The organism is Curtobacterium sp. AC273 (assembly GCF_979253735.1).
On sequence record NZ_CEEDDU010000001.1, the window covers coordinates 395,569 to 419,069 of the forward strand.

The 23,501-nt window shown below is 71.0% G+C and carries 22 protein-coding genes and 9 pseudogenes; 17 read left to right on the top strand and 14 right to left on the bottom strand.

The window, feature by feature from the left end; translation table 11 throughout:
- Window positions 1-876: 876 nt before the first annotated feature.
- Together ACZ8AI_RS02425 and ACZ8AI_RS02430 are read right to left on the bottom strand one after the other, a co-directional pair.
- Window positions 877-1,164, bottom strand: coding sequence for a hypothetical protein (locus tag ACZ8AI_RS02425; protein WP_464856232.1), 288 nt, complete (start codon window positions 1,162-1,164; stop codon window positions 877-879).
- A gap of 1,188 nt (window positions 1,165-2,352) precedes the next feature.
- Window positions 2,353-3,192 (bottom strand): alcohol dehydrogenase catalytic domain-containing protein, encoded by an 840-nt coding sequence (locus tag ACZ8AI_RS02430; protein ID WP_464856234.1) that lies wholly within the window; start codon window positions 3,190-3,192, stop codon window positions 2,353-2,355.
- A gap of 453 nt (window positions 3,193-3,645) precedes the next feature.
- Here ACZ8AI_RS02430 and ACZ8AI_RS02435 point away from each other — a divergent pair, with 453 nt between their 5' ends.
- From ACZ8AI_RS02435 to ACZ8AI_RS02445, 3 genes are all read left to right on the top strand, one after another.
- Window positions 3,646-3,951 carry a hypothetical protein gene (locus tag ACZ8AI_RS02435; protein WP_464856236.1) on the top strand — a complete coding sequence of 102 codons (306 nt, stop codon included), beginning with the start codon at window positions 3,646-3,648 and terminating at the stop codon, window positions 3,949-3,951.
- Window positions 3,952-3,968: 17 nt separating this feature from the next.
- Window positions 3,969-4,670 carry an SDR family oxidoreductase gene (locus ACZ8AI_RS02440; RefSeq protein WP_464856238.1) on the top strand — a complete coding sequence of 234 codons (702 nt, stop codon included), beginning with the start codon at window positions 3,969-3,971 and terminating at the stop codon, window positions 4,668-4,670.
- Between the two features lie 167 nt (window positions 4,671-4,837).
- Complete coding sequence (locus tag ACZ8AI_RS02445; protein ID WP_464856240.1) at window positions 4,838-5,962, top strand: FAD-binding oxidoreductase; 1,125 nt, start codon at window positions 4,838-4,840, stop codon at window positions 5,960-5,962.
- Window positions 5,963-6,431: 469 nt separating this feature from the next.
- Here ACZ8AI_RS02445 and ACZ8AI_RS02450 read toward each other — a convergent pair whose 3' ends face one another.
- From ACZ8AI_RS02450 to ACZ8AI_RS02465, 4 genes and pseudogenes are all read right to left on the bottom strand, one after another.
- Window positions 6,432-6,971: a helix-turn-helix domain-containing protein gene (locus ACZ8AI_RS02450; RefSeq protein WP_464856378.1), complete on the bottom strand. Its 540-nt coding sequence runs from the start codon at window positions 6,969-6,971 to the stop codon at window positions 6,432-6,434.
- A 211-nt stretch (window positions 6,972-7,182) separates the two neighbouring features.
- Complete coding sequence (locus tag ACZ8AI_RS02455) at window positions 7,183-8,328, bottom strand: SDR family NAD(P)-dependent oxidoreductase (protein WP_464856380.1); 1,146 nt, start codon at window positions 8,326-8,328, stop codon at window positions 7,183-7,185.
- A 39-nt stretch (window positions 8,329-8,367) separates the two neighbouring features.
- Window positions 8,368-8,484, bottom strand: a pseudogene (locus tag ACZ8AI_RS02460) (SDR family NAD(P)-dependent oxidoreductase); the annotation flags it as partial.
- 134 nt (window positions 8,485-8,618) lie between these two features.
- Window positions 8,619-9,077: pseudogene (locus ACZ8AI_RS02465) on the bottom strand (SDR family NAD(P)-dependent oxidoreductase); the annotation flags it as partial.
- A gap of 457 nt (window positions 9,078-9,534) precedes the next feature.
- Between ACZ8AI_RS02465 and ACZ8AI_RS02470 the strand changes: the two are divergent.
- Window positions 9,535-9,981, top strand: a pseudogene (locus tag ACZ8AI_RS02470) (MmyB family transcriptional regulator); the annotation flags it as partial.
- Between the two features lie 1,814 nt (window positions 9,982-11,795).
- Here the strand turns inward: ACZ8AI_RS02470 and ACZ8AI_RS02475 are convergent.
- Window positions 11,796-12,299: pseudogene (locus tag ACZ8AI_RS02475) on the bottom strand (MBL fold metallo-hydrolase); the annotation flags it as partial.
- Window positions 12,300-12,605: 306 nt separating this feature from the next.
- Between ACZ8AI_RS02475 and ACZ8AI_RS02480 the strand changes: the two are divergent.
- The 3 genes from ACZ8AI_RS02480 to ACZ8AI_RS02490 all read left to right on the top strand — a co-directional run bounded on the left by ACZ8AI_RS02480 (window position 12,606) and on the right by ACZ8AI_RS02490 (window position 14,758).
- On the top strand, window positions 12,606-13,334 hold the full coding sequence (locus ACZ8AI_RS02480) for a TetR/AcrR family transcriptional regulator (protein ID WP_464856242.1): 729 nt from the start codon (window positions 12,606-12,608) through the stop codon (window positions 13,332-13,334).
- A 372-nt stretch (window positions 13,335-13,706) separates the two neighbouring features.
- Window positions 13,707-14,192 (top strand): flavodoxin family protein, encoded by a 486-nt coding sequence (locus ACZ8AI_RS02485; protein WP_464856244.1) that lies wholly within the window; start codon window positions 13,707-13,709, stop codon window positions 14,190-14,192.
- A gap of 206 nt (window positions 14,193-14,398) precedes the next feature.
- A complete protein-coding gene (locus tag ACZ8AI_RS02490) occupies window positions 14,399-14,758 on the top strand; it encodes an MmyB family transcriptional regulator (protein WP_464856246.1) in 360 nt (119 codons plus the stop codon).
- An 18-nt stretch (window positions 14,759-14,776) separates the two neighbouring features.
- On the opposite strand, the gene ACZ8AI_RS02495 is transcribed toward ACZ8AI_RS02490, so the two are convergent.
- The gene (locus ACZ8AI_RS02495) at window positions 14,777-15,145 is read right to left on the bottom strand and encodes a hypothetical protein (RefSeq protein ID WP_464856382.1); all 369 of its coding nucleotides are present in this window, start codon (window positions 15,143-15,145) and stop codon (window positions 14,777-14,779) included.
- A gap of 43 nt (window positions 15,146-15,188) precedes the next feature.
- A pseudogene (locus ACZ8AI_RS02500) lies at window positions 15,189-15,344 on the bottom strand (TetR/AcrR family transcriptional regulator); the annotation flags it as partial.
- Between the two features lie 168 nt (window positions 15,345-15,512).
- Here ACZ8AI_RS02500 and ACZ8AI_RS02505 point away from each other — a divergent pair.
- The 6 genes and pseudogenes from ACZ8AI_RS02505 to ACZ8AI_RS02530 form a co-directional block, all read left to right on the top strand.
- A pseudogene (locus ACZ8AI_RS02505) lies at window positions 15,513-15,851 on the top strand (SDR family NAD(P)-dependent oxidoreductase); the annotation flags it as partial.
- Window positions 15,852-15,897: 46 nt separating this feature from the next.
- Window positions 15,898-15,942 (top strand): annotated as a pseudogene (locus ACZ8AI_RS02510) (hypothetical protein); the annotation flags it as partial.
- A 241-nt stretch (window positions 15,943-16,183) separates the two neighbouring features.
- The gene (locus ACZ8AI_RS02515; protein WP_464856414.1) at window positions 16,184-16,312 is read left to right on the top strand and encodes a hypothetical protein; all 129 of its coding nucleotides are present in this window, start codon (window positions 16,184-16,186) and stop codon (window positions 16,310-16,312) included.
- A 13-nt stretch (window positions 16,313-16,325) separates the two neighbouring features.
- Complete coding sequence (locus ACZ8AI_RS02520) at window positions 16,326-16,535, top strand: hypothetical protein (RefSeq protein WP_464856248.1); 210 nt, start codon at window positions 16,326-16,328, stop codon at window positions 16,533-16,535.
- 74 nt (window positions 16,536-16,609) lie between these two features.
- Window positions 16,610-17,125 carry an alpha/beta hydrolase fold domain-containing protein gene (locus tag ACZ8AI_RS02525; protein WP_464856384.1) on the top strand — a complete coding sequence of 172 codons (516 nt, stop codon included), beginning with the start codon at window positions 16,610-16,612 and terminating at the stop codon, window positions 17,123-17,125.
- Window positions 17,016-17,294: an alpha/beta hydrolase gene (locus ACZ8AI_RS02530; RefSeq protein ID WP_464856250.1), complete on the top strand. Its 279-nt coding sequence runs from the start codon at window positions 17,016-17,018 to the stop codon at window positions 17,292-17,294. Before ACZ8AI_RS02525 ends, ACZ8AI_RS02530 begins: the two co-directional genes overlap by 110 nt.
- Before the next feature lie 60 nt (window positions 17,295-17,354).
- Here the strand turns inward: ACZ8AI_RS02530 and ACZ8AI_RS02535 are convergent, their stop codons facing one another.
- The 3 genes from ACZ8AI_RS02535 to ACZ8AI_RS02545 form a co-directional block, all read right to left on the bottom strand.
- Window positions 17,355-17,741, bottom strand: coding sequence for an MmyB family transcriptional regulator (locus ACZ8AI_RS02535; RefSeq protein ID WP_464856252.1), 387 nt, complete (start codon window positions 17,739-17,741; stop codon window positions 17,355-17,357).
- Complete coding sequence (locus tag ACZ8AI_RS02540; RefSeq protein ID WP_464856254.1) at window positions 17,738-18,112, bottom strand: helix-turn-helix domain-containing protein; 375 nt, start codon at window positions 18,110-18,112, stop codon at window positions 17,738-17,740. Before ACZ8AI_RS02540 ends, ACZ8AI_RS02535 begins: the two co-directional genes overlap by 4 nt.
- Before the next feature lie 455 nt (window positions 18,113-18,567).
- Complete coding sequence (locus tag ACZ8AI_RS02545; RefSeq protein WP_464856256.1) at window positions 18,568-18,750, bottom strand: hypothetical protein; 183 nt, start codon at window positions 18,748-18,750, stop codon at window positions 18,568-18,570.
- Between the two features lie 18 nt (window positions 18,751-18,768).
- On the opposite strand from ACZ8AI_RS02545, the gene ACZ8AI_RS02550 reads away from it, so the two are divergent.
- From ACZ8AI_RS02550 to ACZ8AI_RS02565, 4 genes and pseudogenes are all read left to right on the top strand, one after another.
- Window positions 18,769-19,698, top strand: a complete 930-nt coding sequence (locus ACZ8AI_RS02550) for an MBL fold metallo-hydrolase (protein ID WP_464856258.1) — start codon at window positions 18,769-18,771, stop codon at window positions 19,696-19,698.
- Between the two features lie 244 nt (window positions 19,699-19,942).
- Window positions 19,943-20,290, top strand: a pseudogene (locus ACZ8AI_RS02555) (ATP-binding protein); the annotation flags it as partial.
- 700 nt (window positions 20,291-20,990) lie between these two features.
- Window positions 20,991-21,368 carry a hypothetical protein gene (locus tag ACZ8AI_RS02560; protein WP_464856416.1) on the top strand — a complete coding sequence of 126 codons (378 nt, stop codon included), beginning with the start codon at window positions 20,991-20,993 and terminating at the stop codon, window positions 21,366-21,368.
- Window positions 21,369-21,390: 22 nt separating this feature from the next.
- Entirely contained in the window at window positions 21,391-21,948 is a 558-nt protein-coding gene (locus ACZ8AI_RS02565; RefSeq protein WP_464856418.1) for a hypothetical protein, read from the top strand.
- A 183-nt stretch (window positions 21,949-22,131) separates the two neighbouring features.
- Here ACZ8AI_RS02565 and ACZ8AI_RS02570 read toward each other — a convergent pair.
- Both ACZ8AI_RS02570 and ACZ8AI_RS02575 read right to left on the bottom strand, forming a co-directional pair.
- A pseudogene (locus ACZ8AI_RS02570) lies at window positions 22,132-22,317 on the bottom strand (MmyB family transcriptional regulator); the annotation flags it as partial.
- Window positions 22,259-22,879, bottom strand: a complete 621-nt coding sequence (locus ACZ8AI_RS02575; protein WP_464856260.1) for an MmyB family transcriptional regulator — start codon at window positions 22,877-22,879, stop codon at window positions 22,259-22,261. The gene ACZ8AI_RS02575 and the pseudogene ACZ8AI_RS02570, both read right to left, overlap by 59 nt.
- Window positions 22,880-23,501: the final 622 nt, after the last annotated feature.

The window sequence follows — 23,501 nt, forward strand, 5'->3', positions numbered from 1 at the left end:
ATCCGACATCACCCCACCCAGCGCAATCAGCTGGTCCGCCTGCTCGTCGATGGTCGTGTTGCGGCGCCAGCAGGTTCTGATCCCCGCCGTACCCCGGGTAGGCCGCCAAGGCCCAGTCGCACAGGGCGGCGCGGTCGGCTGCTTCCCACCCTCGATCGGCGTGTGAAAGACGTGCGTCCCGAGAGCCGGGCATCGCGGCGCGCACGTCGTTGAGTGGGATGCCGATGCGGTCCCATTGGACTGCGCGTGCCGCCGCCGTGCAGGGCGATGGTGCGGGCGATGGCGAACACGGTCCGCCACCCCGGGGTTGCGTCCCGCTTATCGATGACCCGTGCACCTGCTTGCCGTCGGCCCAGACGCGTTGCCGTTTCCCGTTACGACCACCAGGTCCGGGTAGCGGCGGGCGAGCGAGGAGGACGCCGCCTTCCGAACCGCCGGGGATGACGATGAGGTCCTCGGTTGGGTCAGCCGGGGCGCCGTCGTCGTTGATGGTCGCGGTCGGGTTCGGGGTGAGACAGGAACCCTGACCGGCCGTCGTCGAACCGGAGCCGGTCGAACGCCTCCACATGAGCGGGCACTACCCGCCGCCTCGAGCGCGACCAGCGTCTGGGTGATGTCGATCGTCCATCCAAGTCCGAACGGCAACGACAGGATCGTCTGCCGGTCCCGGATGTCCTGCACCCACTGCCGGTCACTCATCAGCGCCGGCCCCGCTCGGCCGTGACGGCCGGCTCGACTGACGGCCAGTGAGCCTCGGGTCGTCTTCGGAGAGCCGCTCGAGCCCGAGCCCGGACGTGTCGAGGATGGCGTTCTCTGACTCCTCGGTGGCGACGAACGACCATTGAAGATCTGCGCGTTGACCGCAGACAAGAGTCCCTATCCGACCCCGTGCATCCAACACCACCGCAGCGACCTCCTCAGCCGTGCAGTCAGACGGCTGAGCTCCGGCTTCGACGGGTGCAGGGCCGGGAACTCGGAGCTGCTGCACCGGCGGATGCCACCTCCCCGACGCGGGAGGACCACGACCGTCCGGCGTCGTGCCGGTGAGAACATCGACCCGAACGGGTGACCCTGGTCGAGGGTGAGGTCCGCTCCGTACAGCGTCCAACCGTTGGCCGCGTAGCCGGAGTCCCAACGCTGCACGGTGAGAGCCCCGAGCCCCATCTTCAAACCCGGGATCAGCGCCTGGCCGTCCTGCAGTTCGGCGTAGAGGGCCTGCAGGTCCGAGGGGACTCTGATCGCGCAAGTCCGATAACGGGATACGCGCCATGCCGCGAATCGCGGCGAGCTGCTTGGCGCTGTGTCAGCGTCGGCTCCGTCTCGCCCGTCACGGCCGGTACGCAGAGTTGGAGGGACCGCACTTCGCTGGAGTACGTGTCGCGCGCTTCGCGCTGTCAGTGACGGCGGGATCGATAGCAGGCATGCCGCCGACGCTACGAGAGCAGCCCCGTCAGCGCAGCACGAACGATAGTTGGGAGTCCAGGAACAGGAAAAACCATCTCTTGGCGGCCGCGACGGCGATGGTTCACCCGAGTGTACCGACTCGTCGAGCCACGGTGAGTCGCGGTCGGCCGGGACCTCTCCGGTCCGTGCGTCTCACGGGTGCTACAGACGCACGACGGTGCCGTCCGGGTCGGGGACGACCATGAGCCACGCGCGGAGCCCGGCGAGCACGGGTGAGTGTGTGACACCTGCCCGATCCGAGCCAGTCCGACCACGATCGCAGGTCCTCGCGGCCCCCGACCTGGACGGTCAGCGGATCGAAGCCCCGCTGCAGGAGTGCTCGGACCGGGTGGAGGCGGAGCTCGAGCAACGTGTCGAGCCCGTCGACCTGGCAGATGTACGCGAACAGCTCGCCGTCGGGACGGAAGTGGTCCGCTTCGGGGAGTCGCACGGCGCCGAACGCCCGCTCGTAGTGGTCGAGCGCGACCGCGAGGTCCGACACCGGGATCTTGACGTGGTGCAGGCCGTCGAGCCGTGGTCGAGGTCACCTCGTCACCCCGTTCGGCCCGCGGCGGTACAGGATGTCGTCTCCGGCGTCCCTAGATCCGAGGCGTTCGTAGAGAGCGGTCGTCCGGCGTCGCTGGCCTGCAGCACCGCCCTCGTCGCACCGCGACCGACGCCGTCGACGATCACCGCTCGCGTGACTGCCTCGTCGACACCCCGCCGACGGTGGTCGAGGGCCGTGGCGATCGCGAGGACCCACGGAGGTCGCCGTCGAGCACACTGTACCCGGTGGCGGGCGCCTTCGACCGCGGCCGCGGCGGTCGGTCGCGGCGACGTCCTGGTCCGTCCGTTGTCGTCCACGTGCACTCCTCTCATCCGATGCCGACCGGCGGGCCCCGCTCCCGCTCATCCGAACGACAGCACGACCTTGTCCGACGTTCCGCCCGACTCGAGCAGCCGGTGCGCCTCGGCGGCTTCGCGGACGGGCATGACCAGTCGCCGTTTCATCCGCAGGGCTCCAGACGCGAGCAGCGGCATCGTCAGGGCGAGCGCATCCGGCGCGCGGTCGGCGCTCGGATGAGAGAGGACCGCGCCCGAGAGCGCGACCTCGGGACCGCCGACGAGCGTGACCACCCTGCTCGGGTCACCGGTCGCGGCGACCGCCTCCAGCAGCCCGACGCTACCCGCCGCCGCGACAAGCGGCGTCCACGTGGCCGCCGATCGGTCGAACACGCCCGGACCGGACTCGAGGAACTCACCGCCGAGCTCGCGGACGAAGGAGCCGTGGTGTGGTCGACCGACGCCGATCACCCGAACATCCTGCGACCGGGCGAGTTGCGTCACGAGTGCGCCGACGGCTCCTGCGGCGCCGAGGACGACCAAGGTCTCACCGCCCGTGACGCGGACCTGACGGAGGGCGCCGACTGCTGCGTCGGCGGACGCCGGGAGGGCGGCCGCGGCATCCCAGCTGACCGAGGCGGGCTTGGGCCACCAGACGGTCGTGCTCACGAACTCGCCGTAGCCGCCCTGCCTCGGCAGGAGGGCGGCGACCTCCTCCCCGACCCGGGCCTCGGCGCCAGCGCCGACGGCTTCGACCACGCCGGCGGCCTCGAATCCCAGGACGTCGCCCGGTCGCTGCGCGAACACCTCGGTGAGGTCGCCAGCGCGGATGTGCAGGTCGGTGGGCCCGATCGCGGCGGCCCGCACCCGGAGGAGCACCTCACCCGGCTCGGGATCCGGGGGCACGACAGGGAGCACGTAGTACCTCCGGGCATCCGAAGGCCGTGAGCACGATCGCGTTCGACATGGCGCATCCGTTCGTCGTGGTCGACAGGGCGGGGTGCTCCGGCACGGCGACCGTACTCAGGCGACGAATCAGTCAGCGTGCCTCGACGAGGGACACCCTCGCGGCATCCGATGCACCGCCGTGAGGCGGAGCGGGGCTCGGGGCGGGCCCGCACCGCGCCTCCCCGTCCGAGCACGGATCGTGGGAATACCTGACGCGTCAGGCAGTTGACCAACTCTGTGCAGCGACGACTTAGCGACCGAGAACTCGACACCTGGCAGCGACTGGGTGGTGACCGAACGGCTCCGACGGCGGGTCGGTGCGGACCTCCGATCCGACGCCGACCTGTCCGAACCGGGGTTCACGGTGTTGGCACACCTCGTCGACATGGGCGGCTCAGCCCGCCCGACAGCGTGTGCCGCCGCGATCGGCTGGGACTCCAGCCGCCTCGCGCACCAGTTGCGGCGGCTGGAGCGCCGGGGGTTCGTGAGCGGCGACCGGACCCCGAGGGGGACGCACGCGGCTCCTCCATCGCGATCACCCCCACGGGGAGCGCGGCGCACCGCGCGGCCGTCGGGTCCCATCTGCGCGCGGCCGCCGCCTGGTTCGGCGACGCACTCGACGACGCGCAGCTCGACGGACTCGACGCAGCACTACGCGCACTCGACCACCACATCCGCCGTCTCGACGGCAACGACCCGGGTGACGACCGCCCGTGAGAACAGGAGCAGCAACGATGAGCGACACGACGGACACCTGGGCGACCCGCACGGCAGACCTGACCGGGAGGACCGTCGCGGTCGTCGGCGGATCCGGGGGCGTGGGCGAGGGGGTGGTGCGATCGGCGCTCGCCAGCGGCGCCACGGTCGTCGCGACCGGCCGCGACGCAACACGACTTGCGGCGCTCGCGGAGCGGCTGGCGGACGCGGGACTCCCCGGGACGCTGCACACCCGCATCCTCGATGCGATGAGCCCGGGGCTCGACGACGACGTCCGATCACTGGCGCGCGGGTTCGGCGCCCTTGACGGGGTCGTCGTGTCCGTCGCGTCGTGGGGCGACCAGGGCCGGAAGCCCGCGCTCGCCCTCGACGACGACGAGTGGCGGCGTCTGCTGGATGGCAACCTGACGAGCGTGTTCCGGTTGTTCCGGGCGTTCCTCCCGGTGACCGCGCCCAGCGGCGTGCTCGTTCAGCTCAACGGGATGAGTGCGGACATCCCGTTCCCCGGCAGCGCCGGGGTGGCGCTCGAGCGCGGCGGCGACCAAGTCGCTGCCCCTCGCCTCGCCGCCGAGCTGGGCGGCCGGGGACCGCGCGTCGTGCAGCTCGTGCTCGGCGTGGTCCGCACCCGAGCGCGCCAGCAGGCCGGCATCGACGACGTCCGGTGGATCGACGCCACCCAGATCGGCGACCACGTCGCCGGACTCGTCGCCGGCACCTAGTCAGCTCGCGCACACGCCTCTGCAGTACTTCACCGACCGAGCCGAGGGTCCGATCGCCGGTCCGGGCTCCCGCTGAACCGAGGAACCATGGAGATCGTCCGGCCCGCGGACCGCGGGAGTACGCAGCCCTGCGACACGTCTACTCGCGCAGCGGTCGGCCCGGCTCGGTGCTCCTGCCCCGATCGACCGGCGAGGTCGTGGAGGCCCTCGGGATCGTCCGCGCCTCCGGCCGTCCCTTCTCGGTCCGGAGCGGCGGGCACGGCATCAGCAGCATCGCGACGAACGACGGCGGTGACGTCGTCGACCTCCGGCAGATGTCGGCCGTCGAGCACCTCGGCGGCACGAACGTCCGGATCGGACCCGGGGCGCGGTGGGGTGCCGTAGCGCACCAGCTCTCGCCGCTCGGGCTGGCAATCAGCTCCGGCGACTCGGGCGACGTCGGGGTCGGTGGACTCGCCACCACCGGCGGGCTCGGGTTGATGGGTCGCGCGCACGGTCTGACGATCGACCGAATGCGGTCGGCCGAGGTCGTCACCGCGGACGGGCGCGTCCGCAGGGTGTCGGAGACGGAGGACCCCGACCTGTTCTGGGCCGTGCGCGGCGCCGGTGCGAACTTCGGCATCGTCACGTCCTTCGAGTTCGAGGCCGCCGAGACGTCCGACGTCGTCCAGGCGACCGTCGTGTACCAGCCGTCCGATCTCGCGGCGTTCCTCCTCGCGTGGGGGAGGACCGTCGAGGAGGCCGCGCGGGAGGTCTCCGCGTTCCTCTACATCGGTGCCGGGCCGACGCCCGTCGCGCAGGCGACCGTTGTGTACGCGGGGGACGACCTCGGCGCGGCGGTCCCGGAGTTGGAGCGGTTCCTCCGGCTGCCCGGCACCGCGGGCCAGCGGTCGGTGGTCGTGCCGTACTCCGCGGTCCCGCTGACGAGCGGGGCCCCGCACACCGGGCAGCAGCGCGCGGTGACCCACACTGGTCTGGCCGTCCACCTCGATGACGACCTGACCGGGCGGATCGCCGGGCTGCTTGCGGTCGGCCGCGCGGAGATGGTGCAGATCCGGTCCGTCGGCGGCGCGGTCAACGACGTCGACCCGGACGCCACCGCGTACGCGCACCGACACCAGAACTTCTCGGTCACAGCCGTGTCCGTGGATGGCGGCGCGGCGTTCGACCGGGCGTGGGAGCGCGTGCACGAGCGCATGGACGGCATGTACCTCGGCTTCGAGAGCGACCACCGGCCGGAGGCCGTCGCGGAGCGTTCCCGCCGCGGACGCTCGCGCGGCTCCGGACGCTGAAGGCGCGGTTCGACCCGGACGACGTGTTCGACCAGAACTTCGACGTGATGGAAGGGGTGCCCTCCGCTCGGTGACGTCCTGGGACGGGCGCTGGCTCCGCGCCGACGCTCGGAGTGCCGACGAAGCGCCGTGCGTCGCCCGGGCGCGGTCCGGCCACCGGACCGTCGCGCTTCGGTCCCAGGGCAGCGGATCGTCTTCGTCCGCGATCTCGTCGAGCTCCCCGCGTAACTTCGCGACGGCACCGTGCACGTCATGACGACCACGATCGCCACCAGACGGCTGCCGCGCGTGCCGCCCCCTTCGCCAGGATGAAGGCGGAGGGACCGTCATCGCGCCGGCGCGCGCCTCACCGATCTCACGTTCGGCACCATCACCGACGACGATCGGTGGGCGGACGCTACGGTGCGCTGAGGTCGCCCGCGTCCCGGCCGGGGCGGACCACGGTCCGGCGACTTCAGGGAGCCGTGGATCATCCCGCCCCGGAGCGCGCCGTCGAGCAGGAACCCGGTCGCTCGGAGAGCGGGCTTCCGGCTCCGGGTGCCGTGCGCTCGGGACGTCTACGACGGCCCCGGCCATCCGGACGAGCATCGGGGCGTCGCGCACGCCGAACCCGGGACGTGCGGCACCTGACACGGTCGCGCTGGCGAGCAGCCCGGCGGTGGTGTCCCGCAGGACGTCCGTCCTGCTGTTTGGTCGCTGCTAGGTCGGTCATGGACCGGCCGCTCCGCCTCCGCGAGGACGAGATCGACCGCCCGGTCCGTCGACCGCAGTTCGAACAGCCCGACGAGGAATGTCCGGAGCGCATCGTGCGGGTCGTCGATCCGTGCCGCGCAGGCCGCGACCGCGCACACACCGTCGAGCGCCTCGTCGCGGGCGCGCGCACGAGGGCGTCCCGCCCGCTGAAGCGACGGTAGAGCGTGCCGACGCCGACCCCCGCCGCCCGCGCGACCCCGTCGAGCGACATCGCCGCACCGTGTTCGGCGAACTGTCGGCGGGCGGCCGTCCGGATCCGTCTCCGGTTGAGCGCGGCATCAGCCCGGAGCGGAGGAGGGTGGGGTCACCCGCCGTAGGCGAAGCGGATCCCACCCCTCGACGGGGCCGGCCTCGGCGATGCCTCGCACGAACAGGGGGTCGTGGTCGCTGAACGCCCTCGCGGCCCGCTCGGACCGGAAGACGGCGATGGCGTCCACGAATCCGTCGGCCTCCGGCAGGGTGTTCGATCAACTGCAGACCGCCGTCGGCGCCGAGACCGTCGAGGTCCGCGCGGTGCTCCGCGTAGGCGCTCCGCACGGCCATGTCGTGCCCGACCGGCCACCGGTACCGGACGACGTGGTAGGACCTGCGTTCAGGAGGCGAACCGAGCACCGAGACCTCCGTCGACGTCCCACGACGCTCCGGTGACGTAGGACGCGGCGGGGGATGCCAGGAACGCGACGACGGACGCGATCTCCTGCGGCGTGCCGATCCTGCCCAGTGGGTGGATGCGCTGCAGGTGGTCCCAGGCCGCGTCCGGGTCGTCCATGGCGCGGTACTGCGCGACCATCGGCGGGGTCTCGACGTAGCCCGGGCACACGGCGTTCACTCGGATCGCGTCGTCGGCGAGCTCGAGCGCCATGGAGCGGGTGAGTCCGAGCATGCCCGACTTCGCGGCGGCGTACGGGAAGAGTCCTCGGCGGGTGAGGTGCGCGTGGATCGAGGCGATGTTCACTACGGCCCCGCCGCCGTTCGCGCGCATCCCGGGCAGTGCGGCCTTCGTGCAGAGCCAGGCCTGCCTTGAGGTCGACGGCCATCAGCGCGTCCCAGTCGGCGCTCTCCAGGTCGTCCAGGCCGGCTGCGCGGCCGACGCCGGCATTGTTCACGAGGACCTCGACGGGGCCAAGCTCACGCTCGACCTCGGCGAACGCCTCGGGGATGCGCGCCTCGTCGGCGACGTCGCACCGGACGAACCGGTGGTCCGGGCCGAGCTGCGCGGCAGCCCGGCCCGTCGACACGGTCCGGCCGAGGATCGCGACGCGCCACCCCTGGTCGGCGAGGGTCTGCGCGATGGCGAAGCCGATTCCCTGCGTGCCGCCGGTGACGACTGCAAGGTGCCGCGGCTGGTCGCGTCGCTCATGCTCACGCTTCCTTCGGCAGGTCGGTCCGCGCGGCGCTGTCGTGCTGCGACTCGATGTCGGCGAGCCGATCGCGGAGCGCGTCTGCGATGTACTTCGAGAGTCGCTCCCGGTGACCAGGCGCAGCGGCGCCGGGTTCTGGTCGACGGTACCGATGATCGCCGCGGCGACCTTCTCCGGGTCGCTGACCGACGGCAGCGCGGGGTTCTGGATGCCGCGGGTCATCGCCGCGGGCGTGCCGTCGTACGCCGACATCGGCTCGGGCAGACGGGAGCTGCCGACCCGGAAGCCGGTCGCGGCACTGCCGGGCTCGACGATCGTGACGCCGATGCCGAACGGTGCGAGGTCCTTCGCGTTGCCCTCCATGAAGCCCTCGACGCCCCACTTGCTGGCGTGGTACAGCGAGGCGCCCGGCTCGTGCCTGGCCGCCGTAAGTGGAGACCTGGATGATGCGGCCGCTGCCCTGCGCGGGTGCGGTGCGGCAACAGCGAGGCGCGGAGGATCTGGATCGGGCCGACGAGGTTGGTGCCGAGCTGGTGCTCGATCAGCTCGTCGGTGAGTTCCTCGGCGGCCCCGAACAGGCCGTACCCGGCGTTGTTGACGATGACGTCAATGGTGCCGAGGTCGCTGAAGGCCCGCTCCACGACTTCGCGGATCTGCGGGGTGTTCGTGACGTCGAGCTGCGCGACCCAGATGCGGTCGCCGTACTGCTCCACCAAGTCGTCGAGTGACTCGGTGTTGCGGGCGGTAGGCAACGCGGTCGCCGCGCTCGAGAAGGCTGCTCGGTCATGAGCCGTCCGGAACCGCTGTTCGAGCCGGTGATGAACCAGGTGCGCTGAGGCATGGCTTTTCCTTCGGGATGTCGCCGACCGATCCGGCCGGCGTGGAAACCATCGTCGGTCGGCGCCAATACCGCGGGAAGTCCTTGCGCATACCAGTAGTCGGAGGGAGCAGGTTGAGTGGCCCAGGGCGCTCCAATGTCCGTACGCTCGGGTCGTGGACACCCTACAAGCCCCTTGCAGAGTTCTTGCGTGCCCGGCGCGAAGCTGCTGCGCCCCGAGGACGTCGGTTTGGCACGAGGTGAGCGCCGCCGTGTGCTGGCCTTCGCCGTGAAGAGGTGGCGCTGCTGGCGGGCATCAGCAGTGAGTACTACCCTTCGGCTCGAGCAGGGCCGTGATCAGCACCCATCGACCAGGTCATCGAGGCAATCGCATCTGCATTCCAGCTCGATGAACAAAGCCGTGCGCACGTGGACGGAGTTGGCGCGAGCACGGCCGGGCCGCGGACCGGCGAAGCGCCGCCGGCCGCAACGCGTTCTGATGGGGTCCGAATGCTGATCGACACGGTCAACGTGCCAGCGTTCGTCATGAACCAGTACCGGGACGTCTTGGTGGTGAATCGCCTCGCGACGCTGCTCGAGCCAGCTCTCATCGTAGGGGCCAACCGGCTGACTCTCTCTTCACCAACGAGGAGGAGCTGCGCGCGTCGCATCCTGATTGGAATCAGAACACCGCGAGCGTGGTGGCGCAACTCCGCGCCGACACCGGCGCTGAGGAGGACGACCCGCAGTTCCAAGCGCTCATCGGGGAACTCTCCATGAAGAGCGAGCGATTCCGTCAGCTGTGGGCGCGACACGATGTCAGCCTGGTGGGATCACCGACGGGTGTCATACACAATCGTCAGGTCGGCGATCTGCTCTTGCGTCGTGAGAAGTTCGCAGTGACTGGCAGCTCCCGGGCTCATTGTGGTGATGTACCACGCGGAGCTCAGCACCGCCGACTCGGAGAAACTCGGGCTGCTCGCCTCACTGGCTTGACCAACCCTCCCAGGCCTCCTTACTGTGCGTCGACGATTGCGTCCCGGAGCGAAGCGATCACGGTGGTCAGGAACTCCTCCGTCATGCCATAACCGACTGCGACGAGGGCGAGGCGGCCGTTCGTGGTAGCTGCACCGAGCACTCTGCTCGCCGTCAACCAGTGTCAGGACGAGGGGCCCCCAGAAAGCGTCAACCGTCACGGCGCCAATCCGGCGGGGAACCGATGGTGCCGAGGTTGCTTCACCACGACGTCCAGGCCGAGTGCTCCGCGCGCCATGAACGCCTCAGCACGCTCCGGCCGTCACGTGCGGGTCCATTGCGGCGCCGATGGCGGCTACAGAGCGACCGATGCCGACCGTGCTTCGAGCGGGGCCAGGGCGGTGATGCCCTCGCGAGCTTCTTCCCAGAACGTGTCCCGCCCATTCGGGCGGCCGCCTGTCCGAGCAACAGCGATGAACACGCCGGGCCCGTCCTCTGTGCCGATGAACGGGAGAAGGCTGATCGGGCTCATCGTCCGCACGAAGTCAGTGCCCCGAGCTGCCTTCGATGCCCGCGCCCGGCCGCCGCGATCAGCGCGCCATGGAGTGTAGGCCCTCGTTGCGCGCCGCCAAGCAGCTCGGTGGTGAAGGCCTGATCGAGGCTATGCGCGAAGATCTTCGCTCAGCGCCGTCGAACGGACGGAACGTGGGCAGCGCGCGCGCAACTCGTCGTGGGCGAGCGGCGGGGGACCCGCAGGCGGCCAAGCTGTACTACCTCGTCGAGTTCGGGACTCGCGCGAGCGCCTGGTTCGCGGGACTCGGACGGTGTTTCGGGTCCGAGGTCTTCGCCGTTGAGAGCGCGCGACAAGTCGATCGAGAGTGATGCCCTGAAAGGCCGTCTGCAAGCGAGTGCACCATCGTGAGCAGCACCGTGGCTCTCGCTCACCATCGATGCCGTCGTCGATGAAAAACGGCTCGTACGGTTGGGTCGTCGGGTTCGAGCGTGAAGGCGTCCGCAAGTTCCTTCGCTGCCTCCTTTTCCACGCAGTGCCGGCTGCTGCACTCCGTAACGGGATGGGGTCCTCGGATGACCGCATCTCGGGTCCAGCTTCGGTCTCGACGACTCGCGCTCCGAAGGCCGGATGACGTGACTGCAGGGCGCTGAGAGCGCCTCGGCAGCGCCGGGGTTCGACAGCACCCTTGAAGTGAGCCGCGACGACGAACTGCATCGGGTGCAGCTCGGAAAATCGGTGGTACATCCGCTCGAGAGAGCTCCGAGCGGACGTGGAAGGCGTGCATGAGTGTCTCCGACGATTGCGGGTGCTGGGGCCGTGGATCGATCCCGACCAGGACGCGTCGGCGGACGCTTGCTCCTCCCTGAGGAGCAGTGACGTCTGCCGCCATGCGCTGTTGTCGAACCTACGAAAGAGAGGCGGCTCGGCACATGTCCCCGGGGGGAACATCTTCAGCGGTGAGCCGCACCTGCGCCGGCGCAGCATGGCGGGGCCGAGCAGATCGCGCTTCCCGGCACCCGAGCGACATGTCTCCATGAGGTTGATCGACGGCGGGCGCAGCGCTTCATCTGCTCGGAAGGCACGACGACGCACTGTCTTGCTTCACGCTGATGGCGTCGAGAACGAAGGCGACCGCTTCCTGAAGGTGACGGTGTTCCTCGGCGTCGGGCTCGGGGGCTTGCTCCGCCGACCATCGTGATCAGGGTGATGACGTCATCGACGTCCAGGGCGACTCGGATACAGCTGGCGGGCTGCGCCTCGGCGAGTGGATCGCCTGTGACCTGGATAACCCGCCGCTCCTGCCTGCGGCGACCGTGGGCGCGGCTGCACGGTCGAGGACTCATGCGTTTGAGATCACTTCGGCGAACGGCGAGGCCTGGGTGCGCCGAAAGGACGCGCCCAGGCCTCACACGGTCATGAGTTGGATGCGTCCGCCCAGGTGTCGTCGGCCGTGATGATCCCGAAGGTCGGGTTGGTGAGGTGCGCCGGAGCGATGACGATACCGTCAGCCTTGGCGCGCGCGAACAGCGCGGCGCGAGCGGCAGCTGCCTGGTCCTGATCGTGATCCGTCATGAAGTGGATGCTTCGGTCGTTGAGCTGGGCCGGAAGCTCGATGAGATCACCGACGAAGAGGATTCGCTGTCCCTGGGACTCGATCTCGATCGTCACGTGACCCGGCGTGTGCCCGGGAACGTGGGCAACCGTGATGCCTGGGAGGATTTCCGCCGTCCCAGGCGCGAAGGTCCGCAGGATTCCCGCGGCGGCAGCAGATTCCATCAGCGGTCGGGTCGGGTCGCCATCCGGCGCACCCTCCACGAGCGGGACCCAGTCTGCCGCGCCGTAGTGCACCTCCGCGTTGGGGAAGAAAGGCTTGCCGTCGTGCATGATCCAGCCGACGTGGTCGAGGTGCAGATGCGTGACGAGAACCCTTCGAGATGTCGTCGGGGCTCACGCCTGCCGCAGCCAGTGCGGCGGGGAGCGAGCCTGCTTCCGCCATGTGGCTCGGCGGGTCCGTGAGACCGTTCAGCTCCGCCAGCTCGGCCGGGAACGGCATGGACAATTCGCCGGCGCCTGCGTCGATGAGGAGCGTTCCGGCGGGCCCTTGCACGAGGTGTGCCCCGATCCGGATCCGATGGGTGCCTGAGGCGTCGAGAGTGCCTGGGTGCTCGGAGAAGTCCGCTCCGGGGTAGGCGGACGCTGGTAGGTGGGAGTCGCCGTCCCGCAGTGCTGTGGATCGTGTACTCGCCGATCGTGATCGTGTCGCTCATCACTCTTCCTTCGCTCAAACTGACTTTGTGGCAGTGGCTGCCATGTGGGCAGGAAGTGACTGTACCGTACGATGGCGGCATGGAACAGCGAGAAGCCCGACCCAAAGGTGTCCGGGAGCGGATGCGCGAGACGATCAGGGGTGAGCTGACAGACGCTGCAGTTCGCCTCGTCCGTGAGGTTGGTTTCGACGGCACCACAGTGAGTGCCATCGCCGCAGCCGTCGGGGTGTCCGAGCGGACCTTCTTCCGGTACTTCCCGACCAAGGAAGACGCCGTGCTGCAGGCAACCGAGTCACTCAGCTCCGCCGTGGCGGATGCCCTGGCCGATCGACCGGCAGGGAGAGCGACCTGGAGGCGTTCCGTGCAGGCGTTCCAGGTCGCGGTCGATTCCGTCCGCGCTGCTCCGGACCGATGGGCGACGGTCATCGGTCTGGGTCAGTCGGAGCCCGCCCTACGGCGCCGACACCTCCAGCAGCAGGACATGTGGGTTGATGCGCTTGCCGCCGCCGGTGAGGAACGCGCCCGTGTGGGCAATCGAGCGACGGCGGCCCGGCTGCACGCAAGCGTGATGATGCTCGCCTGGGAGCGCGCGCTCGTGTCCTCGTTCCACAGCGAACGTTTTGATCGGATCGGCGAGGAACTCGACGTAGCGATTGCCGAAGTGCGCGACTTCATCGGCCGGTAGTGCGTCCGTCGCCCAGGGTGCGCAGATGGTCGACAGCAGATGACCTCCACGACCGTCCGGAGGGTTGACCTGTCCCCATCAGGAGCAGGCTGCCAATCGTGCCTCGTCGTACGTTCGGGGTGCCTGGGCAGATCGTTACTCGCTCGGGTGCTACCGGTGAGGTAGTCGGAATCATCAACGCAGCGTGTGCCTCGTGGGCGCCGTTGCTTCCTCTCTGAAATGGAACGCCATGTCCGCTACCTCGGGATCGATAGTCGTCGCCTACCACTCTGGTTACGGGCATACTGCGAGTGCTCGCCGAAGCGGTTGGCCGAGGCGCGGCAGATCGCAGCGCCAGCGTCACCCGCATCGACGTCAGCAAGCTGAGCGACGGTGACTGAGGAGGTTCTCGACGCGGCAGACGCAATCGTCTTCGGATCGCCCACCTACATGGGTGGAGCGTCGGCCGAATTCCACAAGTTCGCTGAACTCACAGGAGGACGGTTCTTCCGGAGCGCGTGGGCCGACAAGCTCGCCGCGGGCTTCACCAACTCCAGGTCCAAGAGCGGCGACAAGTCGAACACGCTTGGGTTCTTCCAAGCACTCGCAGCCCAACACCACATGATCTGGATCAATCTCGCGCTTCCCGCGGGCTGGAACTTCGCGGATAAGTCCGAGGACGATCTGAACCGCCTCGGGTTCTGGCAGGGCGCCGCCGGTCAGACGCACAACGACCTCGCCCCCGATGCCATGCACCCGTCGGACATCGAGACGGCCGAGCACCTCGGCCGACAGGTTGCTCGGCAGACGGAGATCTTCATCGCCGGCCGCCGCGCTGTCAGCGCTGCGGCAGCGACCGACACCGAGTACGCGCGATGACCGACGCCACGGTGCACGTGGCCCAGGGCTGCTTTCCCAGAGACAGCAGACTCCGTCTGGAAGCGGCCGTCGGAGGTCGACTGGTGGGCGAAGGCGAGTAGCTCGTCGACGACCGGGTGAGCCACTGCCGGTGTCTTCGCGCGTCAGCGGGACGGACGCGCCCATTCGGATCCTTTCTTCCCCGTGGGGTCGGACAGCAGTCGGTGATGAGTTCTGACCGTCGAGGTCGCGGGCCGCGCACCCGGACTCGGAACCAGGACACGGCGAGCGTCGTCGCCCAGCTACGCGCGGACACCGGCGCCGAGGGGGATGACCCGCGCTTCCAGGCGATCATCGGTGAGCTGTCGATGAAGAGCGAGCGCTTCCGTCAGCTCTGGGCCCGCCACGACGTGAGCCGGGTGGGGAGCCCGACCGCTGTCGTGCACGACAGCGCCGTCGGCGGCCTTACCCTGCGGCGGGAGAAGCTCGCCGTTGTCGGCAGCGAGGGCCTGGTCGTCGTGATGTGCGACGCCGAGCCGAGGAGCACCGACGCCGACGAGCTCGCGCTCCTGTCGTCGCTGGGCTGACGGCCCGGCCGCTCAGGCTCAGCGGTCGGACGGCTCGATGAGCCGTTTCACCGCCGTCATCGCGGCCTGTCGCGCTGTGGCGTGATCGATCGGCGTCGCGGCGAGGATCGGCGTGCTTCCGGTGGCGGCGAGGCTGACGTGGAGGACGACGTTCAGCAGGTCGACGGCGCTCAGCTCCCGGGTGATCGTGCCGGCCGCCTGGGCGCGTTCGATCTGCTCCAGCTTGCTCCGCTCGGACACGACGACCTGCGCCGGGACGCCCTCCGCGGGCCGCTCGAGCTGGTACCAGGCGGACAGCCGCACGATCTCCGGATGCGCGCGGTAGTGGTCCATGAGCCGCCCGGTGTAGCCGGGGAGGTCGTCGGCGTCGAAGGGGACGACGTCGATCGAGCCGAGCGCGAGCGCATCGAAGGCGGCTCTCGAACAGCTGCGCCTTGCTGCCGTAGTAGCGGAAGAGCGAGGAGATGTTCGCTCCGGCGGCCTTGGCGATGCGGTCCACCCGCGCTCCGGCGATGCCGTGCGTCGAGAACTCCTCGATCGCGGCGTCGAGGATCTGCTGCCTCGTCTGCTCGCTGCTGCGCACCACGCGGCAATCCTATCGAGTAAGTGGTTGCTTGCGTTTCCGGCTCCATCCCCGTAGGGTCCTCATGCATTGCAAGTGAACACTTACTTAGGAGCAGTAGCATGACCAAGACAGCAGTCGTCACCGGCACGTCGTCCGGCCTCGGCAAGGCCACCGTCGAAGTTCGCGCGGGAGGGGTGGAACGTGGTCGCCACCGTTCGCGACCCCGAGCAGCTCGGCCTGTACGCCGAGCTCGAGAACGTGCGGACGCTCCTGCTGGACGTCGACGACGAGGCGGCGGCACCGACGTTCGCTGCCGACGCCGTGGCGGCGTTCGGAGGTGTGGACGTCCTCGTGAACAACGCCGGGTACTTCCAGATGGGCCCGCTCGAAGCGTCGAGCATGGAGCAGATCCACCGCCAGTTTCAGACGAACGTGTTCGGGCTCCTGGCCCTGACGCAGGCGTTCCTGCCCGTGTTCCGGACGCAGCAGTCCGGCGTCGTCGTCAACATCGCGTCAATCGGTGCGGAGGGCGGGGTACCCCTACACCTCGGTGTGCTCCGCGTCGAAGGCCGCCGTGCTGACGATCAGCGAGGCCCTCAACATCGAGATGCATCCCTTCGGTGTGCAGGTGAAGGCGGTGCTGCCGGGACAGCACGCGACCCGCATCTTCAGCAAGATCGACGGGCCCGACATCGAGGTGGACGCGTACACCGCTCAGATCCAGGCGTTCTTCGATCACGTTCCGGAGTCCGGCTCCGAGCCGTCCGTCGTCGGCGCCGTCGTGTACACGGCGGCGACCGACGGACGCGCTGGACAAGGTGCACTACTACGCCGGCCCGGACGCGCTCGCCATCCCACGCATGAAGCGCCTCCTCGGGATCGAGGACTACTGGGAGGAGTTCCAGGCCTTCGCGCTCGGCTCGCCCAGCCCGCTCTGGCAGACGCTCAACGTCCCGGCGGGCACCGCTCCGCTCGAGCGGATCATTTGACGGCGGCACGGACATGACATCGCAGCCCAGACCACCGTTCGATCCCGAGCTCGAAGCCGTCCTGCCCGTGCTCGACGGACTCGTCCCGAAGAACGTCACGCTCGACGACGTCGACACGTTCCGGGCGCTGACCACCTCACCGCCGATCGAGGAGACGATCGCCGGTCGGCCGATCCTCCACACCGTACGGACGATCCCCGACCCGTCGGCGCACCCGACCTGACGGTCTCGGTCTTCGAACGTACGGACCACCCCCGTCCCGGGCCCGGGATCTTCCACACCCACGGCGGTGGCCTGATCGGCGGTGACCGCTTCGTCGGAGCCGGGGTGTACCTCGACTGGGTCGAACGGTTCGACGCGGTCGTCGTGTCGGTCGAGTACCGTCGGCCGCCGGAGCACCCGGATCCGGCTCCGATCGAGGACGTGTACGCCGGTCTCGTCTGGACCGCCGACCACGCGGCGGAACTCCGGGTCGACCCCGCTCGGATCGTCATCGCCGGCGAGAGCGCGGGTGCCGGTCTGACCGCCGGCCTGGCGCTGCTGGCGCGGGACAGGAAGGGCCCGGACGTGCTCGGGCAGGTCCTCATGTACCCCCTCCTGGACGAGCGCAACGACACCGTATCCAGCCACCAGGACGATTCCGCCGGCACCTGGGACCGGACCAGCACCGAGACCGCGTGGGACGCCTACCTGGGCGCCCGCCGTGGCACGGGAGGAGCGTCGATCTACGCGTCCCCGTCGCTGGCGACCGACCTGTCGCACCTCCCACCCCGCGTTCATCGACGTCGGATCCGCGGAACTCCTCCGCGATGAGGACGTCGCCTTCGCGTCGGCCATCTGGGCCGCCGGCGGATCGGCCGAGCTGCACGTCTGGTCGGGCGGCTTCCACGGGTTCGACCAGATCGTCCCGGCGGCTGCGGTCTCCCGAGCGGCCACGGCCGCACGGACCGGCTGGCTGGAGCGGCTCCTCGGGAAGGGATGAGGAATGGACGGGAGGCGCGTGGCGGCACCGCCACGCGCCTCCCGTCCGACGTGCGGCCGCTCAGACCCTCGCGGCCTCGCCGGCGATGCGTCGCGACAGGTGCTCGAGTGCCTCGGCGCTCGTCGACCCCGGGACCGCGTGGTAGGCGCAGAGCAGGTAGCCGGGGGTGTTCGGCACGACGAACGTCTGGTGGCGCAGCGGGACCTGGCCGTACCCGTCGACGAACGGCCGGACGTCGCCGTCGTAGTAGGGGTCCACCTCGTGACGCTCCCACAGTTCACGGAACACCGGATCCAGCGCGGCGAGCCGGGCAGCCGTCGCGTGGAGACGCTCGTCGTACGGGTCGCCGTAGAAGCGCATCCGGCGGGCGGTGCGGTCGGCGAGCGCCGGCCAGGTCGGCAGCGCCCGGACCTCGGGCCGGGTGAAGACCACCTCCGGAATGCTCATCCCGACCCCTCGAGTCCGAGGGGCACGACCCACCGGGCGAGGGCGTTCGACAGCACCACCTCGTGCCGCGAGTTGATGATGTAGGCGGGCGTGTTCGCCCACGACTCGAGGATCGCCGCGATCGCCTCGGTGGACACCCCGGCTTCGGCCGCCGCGATGTCGGAGGGCTGCGCCGTGCTCATCCGCGCCATGTGCTGCGCCGCGGCGTCGTCGAGGCGGAACGCGCGCGCGAGCGCGTGCAGGACCTGGTCGGACGGCGTGCGGTCCCGTCCCTGCTCGAGGCGGAGGTAGTACTCCTGGCTGATCCCGGCGAGCCGAGCGACCTCGTCGCGACGGAGGCCGGGGACCCGGCGCCGCGTCAGGGACCGCACGTCGACGTCCTCGGGGCGGGGTCACCGCGCGACGTGCGCGGAGGTAGTCGCCCAGCGGCGAAGCGGTGCTCACGACCGGTCATCTCCTCGTCGTCGTCGGCACCGGCGTGGGTGCCCGTCTCGATCCTGACGCATCCGCAGCACCCGAGCGTGCCGACTGTCCCGAGCAGGGACACCCTCGCGGCTCGCCGGACCCGTACCGTCTGGCGAGTTGACGGAGGGAGGAGCCGGCAGGGAGCACCGGTACGACGCGCGCACGTCACGGTCGCGGCCCGCTTCGCGTCGACGCCGACCGAGGTGTGGCCCCGGTTCGCGGACTTCGCCGACGCACACGTCGGCGCCGGTGGGTCGGTCGAGGTCCTCGTGCCCGGCGAGAGCCGCTGGGTCCGCCGGTCGTCGGCGGACCTGGGCGTCATCGAGGAACGGTCGGGCGACGGCGCGGAAGGGATCGTCGCCTACCGTGCCCGGGTCCCCGAGGGCTCGGCGCTCGACGACCTCGACGCCGTCGTCCGGGTGTCGCAGGACGGGGCGGGAGCCTCGTCACGTGGAGCACCGAGGGACTCGCGCAGCGGACCGAGGACGACCAGGAGCGGGTTCGCGACTGGCTCGCGGAGCGCCTGCGCGCCGCCGGTGGACACGTCCTGCCGCCGCTCGCGATGGACGTCTGGCTGGGCGGCTACCGGCCGATCGCGCGGACCGGCCTCGACGGGACCGGGAACGCGACCTGGTCGCCGACGACCGCGACGCTCATCGCCGGTGCGCGCGACGCCGTCCTCGTCGACGCCCTCATGACGGTGGACGAGGCCGACGATCTCGTCGCGTGGATCCGCGGCACCGGGAAGCGGCTCCGTGCGGTCGTGGTGACGCAGGGGCAGGCGGACCACTTCTTCGGACTCGGGCAGGTGCTCCGGGCGTTCCCTGACGCCGTGGCCACAGCGGTCGCCGACGTGGCGGAGCAGGCGCGAGCGCACACCGAACCCGTGCTGCGCTCCCGGTGGGAGACGCTCTTCCCGAGGCGTCTGCCGACGACGGTGACGGTCCCGACCCCGGCCCCCGCCGGAGCGATCGACCTGGAGGGGCACACGCTCCAGCTGTTCGACGTCGGCGAGGTCGGAGGGCGCCCCACGAGCCTGGTCTCCGTCCGGCACCTCGACGCGCTGGTCGGCGGTGACCTGGTGTACAACCGCGTGCACCCGTGGCTCATCGGCACCGACGGTGCGTCGCGGCGTCGGTGGTGGCGGTCGCTCGACCTCGTGGAGGCACTGCGTCCCGCCTGGGTCGTCGCGGGGCACCGGCACCCGGACGCGGTGTCCGACGCGGCGGGACCGCAGGTCGACGACCTCCGGCGCTACCTCGAGGACGTCGAGGCGGTGCTCGCCACGAGCACGGAGCCGTCCGCGTTCGTGGCCGAGATGGCCGCGCGGTGGCCGGACCACGGGAACCGATCGACACTGGAGGCGTCGGCCGTCGCGCTGTGCACGCCCGGCGGGGCACGCACCCTCGGAGTTCCCCGACCTGCTGCCCCCGGGCGGCGAGGACGAGGGCCCGCACCGCACCACCCTCGACTGAGCCGGCGCGCCCACTAAGCTGGCGGTGACCGGGAGGAACGTCGTGGGCGGTTCGGAACTCGCAACGCGGCTCCGCACGCTGCGACTGGCGGCCGGGATGACGCTCGAGGCGCACTCGCTGAGCGGTCCGGTGTGAGCGTCCGCGGGATCAGCGACATCGAGCGCGGCAAGGAGCCTGCACCCGCAGCCGCGCACCGTCGAGGCCCTGGTGGCCGGGCTGGGACTCGACGACGCGGCACGACGCTGGCTCCGCGCTCCGCTGGTGTCCACCGGACCCGACGGCGGCCGCACCGACTTCCGCCCGGCACGGGTCGCGGACTTCACCGGCCGCGGTGCCGAGCTGCACCGACTCGTCAGGCTCCTCGACCGGCCCCAGGCGCCCGGTGCGCCCGACCCCGTCCGCGTCGTCGTCGTGTCCGGCCCACCCGGGATCGGCAAGACCGCGTTCGTCACCGAGGCGTTCGCGCGTGCCGCCGGGCAGGGGGGGCGGGTCTTCGTCGACCTCGCGGGGCACGGCCGTCCGCGTCGACGTCGCTGGAGGTCTTGCAGCGGGTGCTCCGGCAGCGACCCCGGGGACCCGCCGGGGACGCTCGCGGCCGCCCGTGCCCGGTGGGCCGAGGTCGCCGCGGGCGAGCAGGTCCTCGTCCACCTCGACAACGTCTCCGGTGAGGACCAGGTGCGGCCCGTCCTCGTCGAGGGCCGGGCGACGGTCGTCGCCACCTCGCGCCGGTCGCTCGCCGGACTCGACGCCGAACGGGTCGTCCTCGACGTGCTCGCCCCGGAGGACGCGCGACTGCTCCTCGAACACGTGATCCCGCCGGGGCAGCGCGACGACGGCTCGGTCGCGGAACTCCTCGCCCTGTGCGACGGCTTCCCGCTCGCGCTCCGGGTCGCGGCGAACCGGATCGCGAGCCGACCGGCGACCAGCGCCGCCGACCTCGTCGTCCGGCTGCGCTCGGCCGACCGTCGTCTGGCGCTGCTCGTCGCGGGGGACGTGTCCGTCGCGGCGGCGATCGCGGTCTCCCACGACGACCTCGACCCGCCGACGGCGGCGGTGTTCCGCACGACCGCAGCCCTCGACGGGGTCACCTTCGACGCACAGGTCGTCGCGGCGGCACTCGCCGACGACCCGCGCGACACCGAGGAACGCCTCGAACAGCTCGTGGACCTCGGGCTCGTCGAACAGCGGGGTGCCGACCGCTACCGGGTGCACGACCTCATCCGGTTGTTCGCCTCCGACCGGCTCCGCGAGGACTCGACCGCCGAGGCAGCGGTCCGCGCACGCCCTGGACCGGTGGCTGCTCGACCGGTTGCTCGCTGCGGGGTCGGCGTTCGTCGTCCCCGGCAGGGCCCCGGTGTCCCGGCCGGACGCGGACCAGCAGGCGGCACGGGACTGGGTCGTGGCCGAGGTCGACCACTGGTGGCCGGCGTTCCAGCGCGCGGCGGCAGACGGACGCCACGAGACCGTGCTGACCCTGACGAGCGTGCTGCGAGTGGGTCGCGAACCTCTGGCCGGACTGGGGCAGGTGGTACGAACTCGACCTGCTCGCGCAGGACGCCGCGAGCGCGACCGGGGACGACGCCGCTGCGTCCGCCATCGGCGGTCACCTCGCCTGGGCGGCGCACATCGAGCGGGCGGACCACCGCCTCGCGGCACGGCACGCGGCGGAGGCCCTCGGCGCGGCTGAACGATCGGGCGTCGGGCACCTCGTGTCGTGGGGCCACTACCACGTCGCGTGGGCGGCGCTGGAGCTCGGTAAGACCGAGGCCGCCGAGGCGCACGTGCGCGCCGCGGTCGTGGGCTTCGAGGCCGATCCCGACCCGGTCTTCCTGCACCAGGCCCGCGGCTTGCTCGGGGTCGTCCTCCGTGCGCAGGGGCGGCACGCCGAGTCGGTCGCGGAGCTCCGGACGACCGTCGCGGGCATCGTCGCGGGCCTCGACCCGGTGGACGAGCGCGTCCGGTACGCGCAGGCCCTCGCGCGCGCCGAGCTGGCCACGTCGCTCCTCGCCGCAGGCGAGGCGGACGACGCACTCGACGTCCTCGACGCCGGTCTCGCCGCCGTCCCGCTCGACACCGGGACGTCGCTCGGACTGCTGCTGCGCACCCGCGCCGCCGTCCTGACGTCACTGGGACGCCGGGACGACGCACTCCGTGACGTGGAACGCGCTCTGGAGGCGTTGCCGGCGCGGGTGCGTCCTGCGCGGTTGGACGCGTTGCAGCGCGAGCTCGCCGCACTGCGCGAAGACCTCACCGGTCCCGCCGGTTGACCCCTTCCCGACGGGGGACGGCGTCACACGGCCACCCTCCGCTGCGCTGTCAGTTCCTCCCGCAGCGCGGCGAGCACCTCGGCCGCGTGCGAGCCGGCGGGAGCGTGGAAGGCCGTGAGCACGTGTCGTCGGGCGCCGGAGGACCTCGAGCGTCTGACACCGGAGGGTGACGGGGCCGTGCCCGTGCACCTCCTGCTCGATGGAGCCGTTCAGGTAGGGGCGCGCGTCGTGTCGCGCCCACGGTCTCCGGAACTCCTCGTCACGGATCGACAGCGTGCCGACGATCTCCTGCGGACGGCGGTCCGGCGGATCACTCCCGTACCGCAGCGTCGCCGCGGTGCGTTCGGCCGCCTCCGGCCAGTCCTCCATCGCGGCCCGGGCGGCCGCGGAGAACGGCGAACGGCAGGTTCACGCCCGGGCGAAGGGCGCCGCCCGTCATCGCCCGAGCGAGCGGGTTCACGACGAGGACGTTCTGATTACCGTCCATGACGTACGCGGGGGTGCCGGTCCACTGGTCGAGTAGGCCGGCCAGCGCCGTCGTCGCCGAGCCGGGCGACGCGGGGGCGTCCGGCATGAGCTCGCCCGTCTGGATGCGCACCAGGCGGCGCATGTGGTCGACGGCCGCGCCGTCGACCGCAGTGCACGACCGAGCGCGAGGCCGCTCCTGGTCCGACGGTTGGCGGTCGCGCGCCCCTGTTCGAGGCGCAGGTAGTGCTCCTGGCTGATCCCGGCGCGCCGCGCCGCCTCGTCGCGACGGAGGCCGGCGACGCGGCGCGGTGTCATCGAAGACGATCCCGACGTCCGTCGGCTGCACGAGGGCACGGCGCGCCCCGGAGGTACTCGCCCAGCGGTGTCGCGGTGATCGGCATGGCGGCGCTCCCTCTCGTCGGCGGTGCGGCCCCGTTGTCGGGTGCTGCAAGATGACGATCAACAGCCCACCGGTCGGCCGGCGTCCGCACCATGCAGAACGCAGGCAGGAATCGAGAGTCCGTGACCGCCACCGACCGACGGAGCTGTCCTCCGCCGTAGGCGCGCAGAAGGTAGGCCTGACCCTCGCTGACCTCGCTGACCGGGCCGGGGTGGGCGTGCGCACGATCGGGGACATGTGAGCGGGGCGTCGCACGTCGCCCGCAGCGTGCCGCGCTCGAGGCGATCGCGTCGGCGCTCGACGTCGGTCGCGCCGACCAGGACGCGTTGCTCGGCATCGGCCGGCAGCGGCGGACGAAGACGACGGCCGCGCCTGACCCCGTCGACGACTTCTACCCGGCCGAAGTCCGAACTCCGGCCAGATCCTCGACCGACTGAACAACGACCACCAGGCGGTGGTCGTCGTGTCGGGCGGCCCCGGCGTCGGCAAGAGCACGCTGGCGGCGGAGGCGCTCCGCGGTGCGTGGCGGCACCTGGCTGCACGTGGACCTCGGAGGGGCGGTTGACGTCACCGCTTTGTCCCCGCTCGACGTGCTGCGCCGTCTCATCTCGATCGCGACGGCGGGCAGGAGGACACACTCGAAGCCGACTTCGACGCGGCCGCCGCGCGACGGTGGCGGGCGCTC

What these genes read in the sequence shown, in the direction of transcription:
- ACZ8AI_RS02440 (WP_464856238.1), top strand. Translation starts at nt 3,969, where the DNA reads ATGAGCGACACGACGGACACCTGGGCGACCCGCACGGCAGACCTGACC.
- ACZ8AI_RS02515 (WP_464856414.1), top strand. Translation starts at nt 16,184, where the DNA reads ATGAAGCGCCTCCTCGGGATCGAGGACTACTGGGAGGAGTTCCAGGCC.
- ACZ8AI_RS02550 (WP_464856258.1), top strand. Translation starts at nt 18,769, where the DNA reads ATGGACGTCTGGCTGGGCGGCTACCGGCCGATCGCGCGGACCGGCCTC.
- ACZ8AI_RS02535 (WP_464856252.1), bottom strand. Translation starts at nt 17,741, where the DNA reads ATGAGCATTCCGGAGGTGGTCTTCACCCGGCCCGAGGTCCGGGCGCTG.
- ACZ8AI_RS02520 (WP_464856248.1), top strand. Translation starts at nt 16,326, where the DNA reads ATGACATCGCAGCCCAGACCACCGTTCGATCCCGAGCTCGAAGCCGTC.
- ACZ8AI_RS02490 (WP_464856246.1), top strand. Translation starts at nt 14,399, where the DNA reads ATGAGTTCTGACCGTCGAGGTCGCGGGCCGCGCACCCGGACTCGGAAC.
- ACZ8AI_RS02455 (WP_464856380.1), bottom strand. Translation starts at nt 8,328, where the DNA reads ATGTCGGCGTACGACGGCACGCCCGCGGCGATGACCCGCGGCATCCAG.
- ACZ8AI_RS02425 (WP_464856232.1), bottom strand. Translation starts at nt 1,164, where the DNA reads ATGGGGCTCGGGGCTCTCACCGTGCAGCGTTGGGACTCCGGCTACGCG.